Annotated in this window: 13 protein-coding genes; all 13 read right to left on the minus strand. The window is 35.4% G+C overall.

Annotated features, from left to right (window positions below; genetic code table 11):
* Nucleotides 1–37: 37 nt before the first annotated feature.
* On the minus strand, nucleotides 38–1,876 hold the full coding sequence (gene lepA / locus AC3B6G_RS01060) for a translation elongation factor 4 (protein WP_489848611.1): 1,839 nt from the start codon (nucleotides 1,874–1,876) through the stop codon (nucleotides 38–40).
* A gap of 117 nt (nucleotides 1,877–1,993) precedes the next feature.
* Entirely contained in the window at nucleotides 1,994–3,175 is a 1,182-nt protein-coding gene (gene dnaJ / locus AC3B6G_RS01065; RefSeq protein WP_489848612.1) for a molecular chaperone DnaJ, read from the minus strand.
* 112 nt (nucleotides 3,176–3,287) lie between these two features.
* Nucleotides 3,288–5,150, minus strand: a complete 1,863-nt coding sequence (gene dnaK / locus AC3B6G_RS01070; RefSeq protein WP_489848613.1) for a molecular chaperone DnaK — start codon at nucleotides 5,148–5,150, stop codon at nucleotides 3,288–3,290.
* Between the two features lie 28 nt (nucleotides 5,151–5,178).
* Nucleotides 5,179–5,745 carry a nucleotide exchange factor GrpE gene (grpE, locus tag AC3B6G_RS01075; RefSeq protein WP_489848614.1) on the minus strand — a complete coding sequence of 189 codons (567 nt, stop codon included), beginning with the start codon at nucleotides 5,743–5,745 and terminating at the stop codon, nucleotides 5,179–5,181.
* Nucleotides 5,746–5,759: 14 nt separating this feature from the next.
* A complete protein-coding gene (gene hrcA, locus AC3B6G_RS01080) occupies nucleotides 5,760–6,803 on the minus strand; it encodes a heat-inducible transcriptional repressor HrcA (RefSeq protein WP_489848615.1) in 1,044 nt (347 codons plus the stop codon).
* An 88-nt stretch (nucleotides 6,804–6,891) separates the two neighbouring features.
* Nucleotides 6,892–7,830, minus strand: coding sequence for a riboflavin biosynthesis protein RibF (gene ribF, locus AC3B6G_RS01085; RefSeq protein ID WP_489848616.1), 939 nt, complete (start codon nucleotides 7,828–7,830; stop codon nucleotides 6,892–6,894).
* Nucleotides 7,831–7,839: 9 nt separating this feature from the next.
* On the minus strand, nucleotides 7,840–8,745 hold the full coding sequence (gene truB, locus AC3B6G_RS01090; RefSeq protein ID WP_489848617.1) for a tRNA pseudouridine(55) synthase TruB: 906 nt from the start codon (nucleotides 8,743–8,745) through the stop codon (nucleotides 7,840–7,842).
* Between the two features lie 67 nt (nucleotides 8,746–8,812).
* Entirely contained in the window at nucleotides 8,813–9,169 is a 357-nt protein-coding gene (rbfA, locus tag AC3B6G_RS01095) for a 30S ribosome-binding factor RbfA (RefSeq protein ID WP_489848618.1), read from the minus strand.
* Nucleotides 9,170–9,186: 17 nt separating this feature from the next.
* A complete protein-coding gene (gene infB / locus AC3B6G_RS01100) occupies nucleotides 9,187–11,580 on the minus strand; it encodes a translation initiation factor IF-2 (RefSeq protein ID WP_489848619.1) in 2,394 nt (797 codons plus the stop codon).
* 17 nt (nucleotides 11,581–11,597) lie between these two features.
* Entirely contained in the window at nucleotides 11,598–11,906 is a 309-nt protein-coding gene (locus AC3B6G_RS01105) for a L7Ae/L30e/S12e/Gadd45 family ribosomal protein (protein ID WP_489848620.1), read from the minus strand.
* Nucleotides 11,896–12,195, minus strand: a complete 300-nt coding sequence (gene rnpM, locus AC3B6G_RS01110) for an RNase P modulator RnpM (RefSeq protein ID WP_489848621.1) — start codon at nucleotides 12,193–12,195, stop codon at nucleotides 11,896–11,898. The genes AC3B6G_RS01105 and rnpM overlap by 11 nt, the downstream gene beginning before the upstream one ends.
* Nucleotides 12,196–12,218: 23 nt before the next feature.
* Nucleotides 12,219–13,316 carry a transcription termination factor NusA gene (nusA, locus tag AC3B6G_RS01115; protein WP_489848622.1) on the minus strand — a complete coding sequence of 366 codons (1,098 nt, stop codon included), beginning with the start codon at nucleotides 13,314–13,316 and terminating at the stop codon, nucleotides 12,219–12,221.
* Nucleotides 13,317–13,332: 16 nt separating this feature from the next.
* Nucleotides 13,333–13,806 carry a ribosome maturation factor RimP gene (gene rimP, locus AC3B6G_RS01120; RefSeq protein ID WP_489848623.1) on the minus strand — a complete coding sequence of 158 codons (474 nt, stop codon included), beginning with the start codon at nucleotides 13,804–13,806 and terminating at the stop codon, nucleotides 13,333–13,335.
* Nucleotides 13,807–13,844: the final 38 nt, after the last annotated feature.

The following is a 13,844-nucleotide window of genomic DNA, read 5'->3' on the forward strand; positions in this document are numbered from 1 at the left end:
CCCACAATTTCTATTCCGTAATTGTAGTACTAATGTACTATTTATCGCCTTTTTCATCTTCATCTGTTTTTAAAACCGCCATAAATGCTTCTTGTGGAATATCAACTTTTCCAACAGCTTTCATTCGTTTTTTACCGGCTTTTTGTTTTTCCAGTAACTTCATTCGTCTAGTTCTGTCACCACCATATAACTTAGCAGTAACATCCTTACGATATGCTTTCACATTGCTTCTGGCAATAACTTTAGCACCAATTGTTGCTTGAATTGGAATTTCAAAATTTTGACGTGGAATAATGTTCTTTAACTTTCCAACAATGTCTCTGGCACGATTAGCTGCAAACGAACGATGGGAAATAAAACTTAACGCATCCACTTTTTCTCCATTTAGCAAGATATCAATCTTAACTAAATCACTAGGAACATATCCATCTAGTTCATAATCAAAAGAAGCATATCCACGGGTACTTGATTTCAACTTATCAAAGAAGTCAAAAATGATTTCAGAAAGTGGCATTTTGTAAATAACGTTAACTCGAATATCATCTAAATAATCCATTGTGACGAATTTACCACGACGATTCTGACAAAGATCCATTACCGGTCCAACATAATCATTTGGTACCATCACTGTTGCTTTAACGAACGGTTCTTTAATTTCTTTAATTGAACTGGCATCTGGCATTTCAGAAGGATTATGAACATCATGTTCTTCACCATCAGTAGTATAAGCATGGTAAGTTACAGACGGTGCCGTTGTAATTAAATCTAAATTGAATTCACGCTCTAAACGTTCTTGAACAACGTCCATATGCAAAAGACCTAGAAATCCACAACGAAATCCAAATCCTAAGGCTTTAGATACTTCTGGTTCAAACTCTAAAGCAGCATCATTCAACTTTAATTTTTCAAGTGCTTCTCTTAAATTATCAAACTTAGCATTATCAGTTGGGTATAACCCGGCATAAACCGTTGGATTCATTTCACGATAACCAGGTAATGCCTTATCAGCAGGATGAACTGCACTGGTAATCGTATCCCCAACTCGTGTCTTAGTAATATCTTTGATTGCCGCAGTAATGTATCCAACATCACCAGCCATTAAGTAATCTCTTTTAACTGGATGTGGTGAGTTAACCCCGACTTCATCTACTTCATAATCTGCATTTCCATTCATTAAATGAATCTTATCACCAGGTTTAACGATTCCTTCATAAATACGAACACTTAGAACCACACCTCGATAATCATCATAAATTGAATCAAATATTAACCCCTTAAGCGGTTTATCAAGATCTCCATCAGGAGCTGGAATTACTTTTACAATTTGTTCTAATAAGTCAGAAACTCCTAATCCTGTTTTAGCACTTACTAAACTAGCATCATTGGCATCTAAACCAATTTCATCTTCAATTTCTTTTTTAGTCCCATCAACTTGAGCTGAAGGAAGATCGATCTTATTGATGACTGGTAAAATTGTTAAATCATCATCAATCGCTAAATAAACGTTAGCAATCGTTTGGGCTTCAACTCCTTGAGTTGCATCAACAACTAACAATGCTCCTTCACAAGCCGCTAAACTTCTAGACACTTCATATGCAAAATCAACGTGGCCTGGAGTATCAATTAAATGGAACTCATAGTCATGACCATCTTTAGCATGATACGTTAATTTAACTGCATTTAATTTAATCGTAATTCCACGTTCACGTTCCAATTCCATATTATCTAACAATTGGTTTCGCATATCACGTTTAGCAACCGTATCAGTTAATTCCAAAATTCGATCAGCTAATGTTGACTTTCCATGATCGATATGGGCAACAATTGAAAAATTACGGATGTATTTTTGACGTTCTTTTAATTCATTTAAATCCATGTCATTGCCTACCTTTATTCGTATTATTCCTTTTACCATTATAACAACAAATTAACTTAAATAAAAACGAGTGTTAGATAGTTTAACATTATCCAACACTCGTTAATTATTTTTTAACTATTTCTTATCGAAAGCATCTTTCATTTTATCAAAGAAGCTATTTGTCTTATTAACGTCATCGCCACCCGCTTTAGCATATGCTTGAAGAGCTTCCCTTTGTTTCTTGTTCAAACTCTTAGGGGTAACAACAGTTACTTCAACTTTTTCGTCTCCGCGACCACTGCGGTTAATATTAGGAATTCCTTTACCACGTAACTTGAACTTAGTTCCAGTTTGAGTTCCGGCAGGAATCGTTAACTTCAATTTACCATCTTCGCTCTTATTATCATCGTCCAAAGCATGAACAATAACTTCACTTCCTAAAGCAGCTTGAGCAAATGAAATTGGTTGCTTATAAATGATTGTAGTTCCTTCACGTTCAAAGTACTTACTTCTTCTTACAGAAAAGACAATGAACAAATCACCATGAGGTCCACCATTATCACCAACTTCACCTTCACCCTGAAGACGCATTTGTTGACCATCATCAACACCAGCTGGAACAGAAACAGAAACTTCATGAGTTTGAGAAGTTTTACCAGTTCCATGACAAGTAGGACACTTATCAGGAATTTCTTTTCCAGTTCCATGACATACTGGACAAGTTTGTTGACTTTGCATCCGACCAAGTGGGGTATTGGTTTCAGTAATGATAACTCCTTGACCATGACAACGAGAACATGTCTTAGCCTTAGTTCCCGGTTTAGCCCCAGTTCCATGACAAGTTAGACATTCACTATCACGACTGTACTTAATTGTAGTCGTTTTACCATATACCGCTTCAGCAAATGTTAAATCCATTTGGTATTGTAAATCTCTTCCAGGACGAGGTTGATTTGGATTGGTTCGACGACCACCACCAGCTCCGCCACCGAAGAAAGAACTGAAGATGTCATCAAAACCACCAGCACCACCACCGAAGCCACCAAAGCCACCGGCACCGCCGCCATAACCACCAGCGCCGCCACCAAAACCTTGTGGGCCATCAGCAGAACCATATTGATCATAGTTAGAACGTTTTTGTTTATTACCTAATACTTCATACGCTTCAGTAATTTGCTTGAATTTTTCTTCTGCACCAGGTGCTTTATTAACATCAGGATGATACTTGGCTGCTAAACGACGATAAGCATGCTTAATATCACTATCACTGGCGTTTCGATCGACACCTAGGACTTTATAATAATCTTCTTGAGCCATAAATTAACCCCCTAATAAAAATGATTATAACATACTAAATTAACATAAAAAGCCAAAGTCTAACAACAGCAGACCTTGACTTTTTATACTGTGCCAAATAATCACTATTTAATTATTTGTCGTTTTTCTTATCGTCATTAACGTCGTGGAAATCACCATTAACAGTGTTGTCGTCATCCTTCTTATCGGAAGCATCACCATTAGCTTGTCCTTGTGCGCCTTGACCTGGTTGACCTTGTTGTTGTTGATATAATTTAACTGCTAATTCTTGAACTTTCTTGTTAAGATCATCCTTCTTAGCCTTCATATCATCAAGATTACCAGACTTCTTAGCTTCCTTTAATGCATCTTCTGCATCTTTAGCAGCCTTGATTTCATCATCTGAAACTTTACCTTCAACTTCTTTCAAAGTCTTATCAGTTTGGAAAATAGCTTGGTCAACTTCATTCTTCAAGTCAACTTCTTCTTTACGCTTGTTATCAGCATCGGCATTTTCCTTAGCTTCATTCATCATCTTATTGATTTCATCGTCAGAAAGACCATTGGAATCCTTAATAGTAATCTTTTGTTCCTTACCAGTACCCTTATCCTTAGCGGATACGTTAACGATACCGTTCTTATCAATATCGAAAGTAACTTCGATTTGAGGAACACCACGAGGTGCAGGTGGAATATCCGTTAATTGGAATTGACCAAGGGTCTTATTATCAGCAGCCATTGGACGTTCACCTTGTAGAACATGGATATCAACAGCTGGTTGATTATCAGCAGCAGTTGAGAACGTTTGACTCTTAGAAGTAGGAATGGTTGTATTACGATCAATTAACTTAGTGAAGACACCACCCATTGTTTCAATACCAAGGGATAATGGAGTAACATCAAGTAAAACAACATCCTTAACATCACCAGTCAAGACACCACCTTGAACAGCAGCACCTAAAGCAACAGCTTCATCAGGATTGATTGAATGGTTTGGTTCTTTACCAGTCCAGTTCTTAACAGCTTCTTGAACTGCAGGAATCCGAGTAGAACCACCATTTAAGATAACAGTATCAATATCAGATGCAGATAAACCAGCATCCTTTAATGCGTTATCAACAGGTGCCTTAGTCTTATCAACTAAGTCAGATGTTAATTCATTGAACTTAGTCCGAGTTAACTTCATGTTCAAGTGAAGTGGGCCTTGGTCTCCAGATGCAATAAATGGAAGGCTGATTTCAGTTTCAGTAACACCTGATAAATCCTTCTTAGCTTTTTCAGCAGCATCCTTTAGACGTTGTAAAGCCATCTTATCCTTAGATAAGTCAATACCATTTTCCTTCTTGAAACCATCTACTAACCAGTCCATGATTCTCTTATCGAAGTCATCCCCACCTAAATGGGTATCACCATTAGTAGAAAGTACTTGGAATACTCCATCACCTAATTCAAGGATAGAAACATCAAAAGTACCACCACCAAGGTCATAAACAAGAATCTTTTGATCCTTATCTTTTTTATTTAAACCATAAGCTAATGCAGCTGCAGTAGGTTCATTAATAATTCTCTTAACGTCTAATCCAGCAATTTTACCAGCATCTTTAGTTGCTTGACGTTGGGCATCATTAAAGTAAGCAGGAACAGTAATAACTGCTTTATCAACAGTATCACCAATGTAAGCTTCAGCATACTTCTTGATGTATTGTAAAATCATTGCTGAAATTTGTTGAGGAGTGTATTTCTTACCATCAACATCAACACGATAATTGTTATCACCCATGTGACTCTTGATTGAAACAACCGTGTTTGGGTTAGTGATCATTTGACGTTTTGCAACTTCACCAACTTGGACTTCACCGTCTTTAAATGCAACAACTGATGGTGTAGTTCTTGAACCTTCTGGATTAGGAATAATCTTTGGTTCGTTACCTTCAAGAACTCCAACGGCGGAGTTCGTAGTACCTAAATCAATACCAATAATTTTATTACTTGCCATTATAAAATCCCTCGTTTCTTAAATTTATTTATTGAGCAACGATTACCATTGCTGGACGTAAAACACGTCCTGACAATGTATAACCGTTCTGTAAGACTTCAACAACTGTATCAGCAGGATGTTCATCATCTGATGGTACAGTTTGAACAGCCTGGTATAATGTTGGATCAAACTTTTGTCCCTTTGGTTTCATTTCTTCAACTTTGTTTTCCACCAAAGCTTTATCAAGATGTTTTGTAACCATCTCAACTCCAGACTTAAGTTTTTTACCAGCCTCATCGTTAACTTCAACTGCTAAAGCCCGTTTTAAGTTATCAACAACTGGAATAATACTAGTTGCTAACTTTTGTCCATCATACTTCAACAAGTTCGCTTGATCTTGTTGTGCATGTCGTTGAACATTCTTAACTTCAGCTTCAGCTCGCAAGTAACTGTCTTCCATTTTGTCTAGTTTAGCTTTCAAATCAGCAATTTCTTGCTTTAAAGCTTTATCACTAGATTTATCAGATTTAACTTGCTTCTTTGAGGTTTCCTTAGCTTCATCAGATTTAGTATGAACATCTTTTTGTTCAGAATGCTTTTTCTTATCTGCCAAGTCAATTCCTCCTTTTATTTATTTTCATCGTAATAACCGAGTAGCTTATCAGCCAACTCCTTACGAAATGCCCCAACCAAACCAATAATTCTAGAATACGGCATTCGTGTTGGACCTAATACAGCGATTACGCCACGACCATGTGCACCAACATCATAAGAACCAGTAATTAAACTATAATTCTTCAGTAGCTTATTATTAGACTCACTACCAATTTTAACGGATATTGGTTGATCTGAATTACCAATAAAATCCCTAACATCATTGCTATCTTTAAGGAATGAATATAAAGGCTTAAGATAACTCACATCATCATGTTTAACAAAGTCCAATAAATTGTACTCACCACTGACATATAAATTATCATTAAAAGATTGAGCTAATACTTCATCAAACGTTTTAATAAAACCAGCAGGAGTATGTAAGTATTTCTGAATTTCGGATGTGATTTCTGACTTCAAAATCTTCATTACATCTGAAATCGATTTTCCAACCAATTTATCATTGATCAATTTTGTAACGGCTTCTAATTGCTCACCCGTAACAGTTTTATCAACTTGAAATGTTTGGTTTTCCACATCTCCATCATCAGTAATAATAATTGCAATTACGCGATGATTACCAAGTGGAACTAATCTAAAACCAGATAACTTACGTTCACCAATTTGTTCCGGCTTAAAAGTAATTGTTGTATAATCAGTCAACTGAGAAAGAATATTTGCAGACTCTTTAACAATTTCATCAATATGATCAAAATGAACATCAAATGATTTATGAATCAACGATAAATCCTGTGGAGTTACCGTTAAATCATGTTTAAGATGATCCACATAGTATCGATATCCCTTGATTGAAGGTACCCGACCAGAAGATAAATGAGTTTTTGTAATCAAACCTTGTTTTTCTAAATATGCCATCTCATTCCTGATAGTCGCAGAACTAACATGAATTGGTAGTTGACTAGTCAACACTTTAGAGCCGACTGGCTGACCAGAGGTCGTATAACCTTGAATAATCGCTTTTAAAATAATCGCTTGACGATCGGTCAACATAATCAATCACCCCTTTTTTAGCACTCATAATGGTCAAGTGCTAAGGCACATATATAATATACCAAAATTCCCATTTAAAAGTCAAAGAAAAGACTCATTTTAAATTAAAATATTTTCTAGTCTCATTTTCATCTATTTTAAGTTGTTTGATCAATGGCTTAACACCAGTATATTTTACTTCTCCACGTAACCATTTCAACCACTTAACATTTACAACTTCACCATAAATATTTTGATTAAAATCTAATAAGTTGATTTCAATCGTTACTGGATTATTATTTCCAAACGTTATGTTGCGACCGATTTGAGCCATCCCAGGATACCAATTTTCTCCGATTTGCATCGAAACGATGTATACCCCTTCTTTTGGTAACCATTGATATGCACTTGTTTCAACGTTAGCAGTTGGAAAACCAAGTTCTCTCCCGCGTGCTAATCCATGAACAATCGTCCCTTTGATTTCAAAAGATCGAGTAAGTAATTCATTTACATTTTCTACTTTACCTTCATCTAATAACTTACGAATTAAAGTTGAACTAATTTTTTGATTGTTGATTTTAATTTCCGGAACAGTAACTACATCAATCTGACCATGTGTATATTCATTCAAACGAACCATCGTTGCTAGTTTACCTGATCCATAAGTATGGTCAAATCCTGCTACTACCGTGTCAGCTTTTAATTGAATTAAATAGTTATCAACAAATTCTTGAGGTGTTTGTTCTTGAAACATTCCTGTATAACTAACTTGATAAACGATATCAACACCTAATTCTTCAAATAGTTCCATCTTTTTTTCATTCAAAGTTAAATATCGACGGTCTTGGATATTTAATTGTTTATATACTAATTGAGGATGATGATCATAAGTTAAAACAGATAATGGGAGCTGCTTTTCTTTTGAGATCTTAGCTGCAGATTTAATAACATTTTGGTGTCCTAAATGAACACCATCAAAAAATCCCATTGCCATCACTGATTTTACTGACGGTTGATAATTATTAATTGGATGTCTTAATTTAACAATTTTCATCATAATTCCTCACTTATTACTAAACATTTTTAATGGTCGGTATTGTTCATTCTTGATTTGATATAACGCCTTTGCTTGTCTATCATACTTTAACACAACTTGACTGGGTTGTTGAGCGACTTTATTCAAATTTAAGAAACCACCGTTTTGAACTATTTTCCATTCTTTTTCTGATAAATTATGAACAGGATAATCAACAAGGGCATGGTCAATCGGATATATAAACTTATTTAAATCATTATTTTTAGCAGCCTCTTTTAGCTGCTCTAAAGTACAAGTTTGATCTAACGTAAAATGACCACTTTCAATTCTAGTTAAACTAGTCATCGTCGCTGGAACTTCTAATAACTGACCTAACATTATTGCTAAAGTTCTAACGTATGTGCCTTTTCCACAACTCACTTCAAATAAGAATTTTTGTGTTTTCTGTTTAGAATTATATTCACTTTTAGAAGTCATTTTAAATTCATTAACTTTAACATAGCGGACGGGACGTTCCACTTTTTCACCAGCTCTTGCATATTCATAAAGCCTTCTTCCATTAACTTTAACTGCTGAATACATGGGCGGAATTTGTTTTAACTTGGGTGATTCGAGTTGATGCATTTTATCCTGAATCTCTGAATCAAGGAATGGTTCTTTAATTTCTTGTTTATCCACAACCTCGCCATCCAGGTCTTCAGTAGTTGTGGAAAAACCGAATGTAATTTCTCCTCGGTACTTTTTTCCAGACATCATTAAAAAGTCAACCACCTTCGTCCCACTACCTAAACATATTGGTAAGACACCGTCTACGTTCGGGTCTAATGTCCCACTGTGCCCCACTTTTTTCATGTGAACAATTTTTCTGATTTTACTTACACAATCAAAACTTGTCATTCCACGATCTTTATTTAACGGAATAATTCCATCCATAATTTCACCTCATTATAAAAAAAAGACGAAATTGCTTTCGTCTCCATTTTTAAATATTAATAATATTTTAACGATCTTCACGTTCCAACTTATTGATCAAACTATCAATCTTACTTCCATATTGAATTGATGGATCTAATTTAAACTGAATCGTTGGAACCTTGTAAATATGTCTTAAACGTGAACCTAACTCACTTCGAATTAAACCAGTTGCATGATCTAATCCAGATTGAGTCCGTTTTTCATCCTTTTCCTGATCGGATAAAATGCTGTAGTAAATCGTGGCTTGTTGTAAATCACCAGTTACTTCAACACCTGTAATGGTTACTCCTTGGACGCGAGGATCACGAATGCGCTTTAATAAGACATCGTTAACTTCTCTTTGAATTTCTTGTTGTAATCTTCCAACTCGATATTGAGCCATAATTAAACGCTCCTTTTTTAATCTCTAGGAACTTCTTTCATAACATAAGCTTCAATGACGTCGCCTTGCTTAATGTCATTGTAGTCTTCGATAGTTAAACCACATTCAAATCCTTGCTTAACTTCTTTAGCATCGTCCTTGAAACGCTTCAAACTACCTAATTCACCATTGTAAACAACAACTCCATCACGGATCAAGCGAACTTTACTATCACGGTTAACAACACCAGTAGTGACCATTCCACCAGCAATCGTTCCAACTTTAGAAGCTTTGTAAATTTGACGAACTTCAATTTCACCAGTAACTTCTTCTTTGTACTTAGGTGCAAGCATCCCTTTCATAGCAGATTCTACTTCATCAATTGCATCATAAATAACCTGGTGTAAACGAATATCAACTTTATCACTTTCAGCTTGTGATTTAGCTTGTGGTGTTGGACGAACATTGAAACCAATGATAATCGCATTACTTGCTTCAGCTAAAGCAACATCACTTTCGTTAATTGCTCCAACTCCAGTATGAATAATGTTAACGTTAACCCCTTCAACATCAATTTTTTCTAGACTTGATGAAAGAGCTTCAACAGATCCTTGAACATCAGCCTTGATAATGATATCAACTTGCTTGTTTTCTTGATCCTTTAAAGAATCGAACAAGTTATCCAATGTAACACGATTAGTTTTCCGACGATCTTGAACTTGGGCTTCCTCAGCTCTTTCTTCACCAGCAGCTCGAGCAGTTTTTTCATCTTTGAAGACTACGAACCGATCTCCTGCTTCAGGAACATCACTTAACCCAGTAATTTCAACAGGTTCAGAAGGTTTAGCATTATCAACAGGTTTATGATTTTCATTGGTCATTGTTCTTACTCGACCAAAAGTATCACCAACAACAATTGGATCTCCAACATGAAGTGTTCCTTGTTGAACTAGTAATGCAGCAACAGGTCCTAATCCTTTGTCCAAACGTGCTTCAATAACAGAACCTGCAGCACGTTGATCAGGGTTGGCCTTTAATTCCATTACTTCTGCTTGAAGAAGAATCATGTCTAATAATTCTTCAACATTTGTTCCTTTCTTAGCAGAAATCTTAACAAAAATCGTATCTCCACCCCAATCTTCAGGAATTAAACCGTAACGGTTCAATTCTTCGATTGTATGTTCTGGATTAGCGTCTGGCTTATCAATTTTGTTAACAGCAACAATAATCGGGGTCTTAGCAGCTTTCGCATGATTAATTGCTTCAACGGTTTGAGGTTTAACACCATCATCAGCTGCAACAACTAAGACCGTGATATCGGTAATATCAGCACCACGAGCCCGCATTGCAGTAAATGCAGCATGTCCTGGAGTATCTAAGAACGTAATACTCTTACCATCATGTTTAACTTGGTAGGCACCAATTGCCTGAGTGATTCCACCTGCTTCACCAGCAGTAATATTGGAATGACGAAGATAATCAAGTAACGTCGTTTTACCATGGTCAACGTGTCCCATAATAGTAACAACTGGAGCTCTTGTCACTTCATGTGCTTTGTTGTTTTCAGCTTCTTCAAAGAACTTATCGATATCTGAAACATTAACAACTTGTTTTTCTTTTGCATCAATTCCATAATCGGCAGCTAATAATTCGATCGTATCTTTATCAAGTGATTGATTTTGATTTACCATAATGCCTAGTAAGAATAACTTTTTAACAATTTCAGCTGGTTCGCGATGCAATGCTTTTCCAATTTCTTGGGCATTCATTCCATCGGTATAAACTAGCGTATTAGGCAATGGACGATTCTTCCGTTTTGGAGCATCCTTATGCTTATGCATTTGTCTAATTCTTTGATTCTTCGTATAGAAGGTGCTGTTGTTATTTCGGCGACCCTTCTTTTTGTTATTTCGACGACTGAAACGATTATTTCCAAAATTATTAGGACGACTATTGCGGCCGCTTGTATTGTTATTCCGATTGTTCGAATTATTATTATTATTGTTGTTATTACTACGATTATTATTATTTTGAGTAGTATTATGATTTTGATGGTTATTGCCATTTGAATGGCTATTATGATTATTTGAAGTTACTTTTTTATGATTGTTGTTATCATTTGAGCGTGGTTTCCCATTACTTTTATTCATTTGTTGTTTACCATTATTGTTTGATTGATGATTTTGATTAGCATGTGTTCCGTTACTATGTTTCTGATGATTAGAATTTGTTGATTGAGGTTTAGCAGAACTTTTTTTAACTGATGTTTTCCCCTTATTAAATGAAGCTTTTATTTTGCTTTCTTCTCCTGCATCTACAGTTGACATGTGATTATGTTTAACTTTTAAGCCTAATTCATTGGCTCGACTAATTAAACTTTTACTAGTAACGTTTAGTTCTCTCGCTAATTCGTAAATTCTTTTCTTACCCATGTAATCACTATCCTTTTCTAGCTATCTTGGGTCAACTCAACGAACTTTTTTGAGAATCCAGCATCTGTAATCCCTATCATCGTTCGACTTAAACCAATAGACTCACTAATTTGGTCCTTAGTAAATCTTTTACAAATTGGAATTTGATAGGAATTAGCCTTGTCGGTAAATTTCTTATAACTAGCGCTACCTGTATCTTTAGCAATTACTAAAAATGTAATTTGATTGTTCTTAATCCCATTTAAAAGATTATTTTCACCGCTAATTATCTTACCAGCTCGTTTTGCAAGCCCTAATAAGCTTAAAATTTGTTTGTTATTTTTCATTATTAAATAATTGTTTTCTGGCTTGTTCATGATCAGTATAATTAATCAATTCATCATAAAATTGATCATCTAATTTAATTCCAAATGCTTTTTCAAAAGTATGTTGTTGTTTTGCTTGTTTAGCAATTTCAACATCCATCATAATGTAAGCACCTCGACCAGATTTTTTACCAGTTTTATCAATTGATACATTATTTTCTTTATCTTTTACGACCCGAATTAATTCTTTTTTGGGGGCCATTTTTCCAGTTACAATGTCTTTACGCATTGGGACTTTTCTTGTCTTCATGAATAAAGCCTCCTAACTATTAATTAATCCTCATTATCATCGTTGTCAGAATCATCATTATCTTTGGCAGCTGAATAATTTACTTGATCAGCTTCTGATTCTGGCTTAATATCAATCTTAAAATTAGTTAATTTAGCAGCTAAACGAGCATTTTGACCACGTTTACCAATTGCTAATGACAATTGATAATCTGGCACGATGACAGTGCATGCTTGATCATTATTTGGATCAAAAATGACATCTTCCACTTCAGCTGGATTCAATGCATTTGCAATGTATTTAGCCTTATCATCTGTCCATTGAACAATATCCATGTTCTCACCATCCAGCTCGTTAACAATTCTTTGAACCCGTTGTCCCTTAGGACCAACTGTCGTCCCAACAGGATCAACATCTGGATTATTTGAGCGAACAGCAATCTTAGCTCTATCGCCAGCTTCTCTGGCAATCGAAACAATTTCAACAGTTCCATCATAAATTTCTGGAACTTCTTGTTCAAATAATCGTTTCAATAATCCAGGAGCGGTTCGACTAACAAATACTTGAGGCCCTTTGGAAGCATTTTCGACTTTCGTTACATAAACTTGAATTTTATCTTGCGGATTGTATTCTTCACTATCCATTCTATTGCCACGAGGCATAACAGCTTCAACTTTCCCCAAATTAATGTAAACGAATTTACTGTCTTCACGTTCCACAATTCCAGTAATTAATTCATCTTGATATTTGCTGTATTCATCAAAAATCATTTGCCGTTCAGCTTCTCGAACCCGTTGCATAATGACTTGCTTTGCAGTTTGAGCAGCAATTCGACCAAAGTTCTTGGGTGTAACTTCAATTTTGATATCATCGCCAACTTCATATCCATGACTGATATTCATAGCATCTTTAATATCATATTCTTGTTGTGGATTTGTAACGTCATCCACAATTTTCTTAACAGAATAGACATGAATATCACCCTTTTTAGCATCAAAGTTAACCTCAACATTTTGAGCTTGACCATAATTTCTTTTATAAGCAGATACTAAAGCTGCTTCAAGAGCATCGATTAAATCTTCTTTTTTGATTCCTTTATCTTTTTCAATGGCATTCAAAGCGCCAACTAATTCTTTACTCATGGTGATTCTCCTTCAATTAAAACTTAATTGCTAATCGAGCCTTAGCAATTGCTTTTTTCGGAACGACAATTTTTCTCATGACACTCATATCATTATATTCAATTGTTAATTCATTGCCGTCATAATTCAATAATGTTCCCTCATAAATTTTGTTTCCCTTCATTGGGGCATATAAAGAAACGTGAACATATTTATCAACTGCTGATTTAAAATCTTGGTCCTTCTTTAAAGGCCGTTCAGCTCCTGGAGATGATACCTCTAAATAATACGCTTGCGGAATTGGATCTGGGTCAGCAGCATCTAACTTTTCACCCAATTCATCACTAATTAATGCACAATCATCAACAGTGATTCCAGAAGGTTTGTCAATATATACTCGTAAATACCAACTACCGCCTTCGGAAACAAACTCTAAATCATATAAATCAAAATGATGTTCTAATAAAATAGGGTCTAACAATTCACCTACAGTATCTAAAACCTTGCTCAAAGAAAGTCCATCCTCCTTTACCAATAAAAAGAGTGAGC

The sequence above is a fragment of the Nicoliella sp. ESL1149 genome (assembly GCF_058107265.1).

Bases quoted from the DNA above. Each gene is read 5' to 3' on its own strand.
- nusA (WP_489848622.1), bottom strand. From the start codon at position 13,316: ATGAGTAAAGAATTAGTTGGCGCTTTGAATGCCATTGAAAAAGATAAA.
- rbfA (WP_489848618.1), bottom strand. From the start codon at position 9,169: ATGGCTCAATATCGAGTTGGAAGATTACAACAAGAAATTCAAAGAGAA.
- truB (WP_489848617.1), bottom strand. From the start codon at position 8,745: ATGGATGGAATTATTCCGTTAAATAAAGATCGTGGAATGACAAGTTTT.
- AC3B6G_RS01105 (WP_489848620.1), bottom strand. From the start codon at position 11,906: ATGAAAAATAACAAACAAATTTTAAGCTTATTAGGGCTTGCAAAACGA.
- dnaK (WP_489848613.1), bottom strand. From the start codon at position 5,150: ATGGCAAGTAATAAAATTATTGGTATTGATTTAGGTACTACGAACTCC.
- lepA (WP_489848611.1), bottom strand. From the start codon at position 1,876: ATGGATTTAAATGAATTAAAAGAACGTCAAAAATACATCCGTAATTTT.
- dnaJ (WP_489848612.1), bottom strand. From the start codon at position 3,175: ATGGCTCAAGAAGATTATTATAAAGTCCTAGGTGTCGATCGAAACGCC.
- ribF (WP_489848616.1), bottom strand. From the start codon at position 7,830: ATGAAAATTGTTAAATTAAGACATCCAATTAATAATTATCAACCGTCA.
- infB (WP_489848619.1), bottom strand. From the start codon at position 11,580: ATGGGTAAGAAAAGAATTTACGAATTAGCGAGAGAACTAAACGTTACT.
- rnpM (WP_489848621.1), bottom strand. From the start codon at position 12,195: ATGAAGACAAGAAAAGTCCCAATGCGTAAAGACATTGTAACTGGAAAA.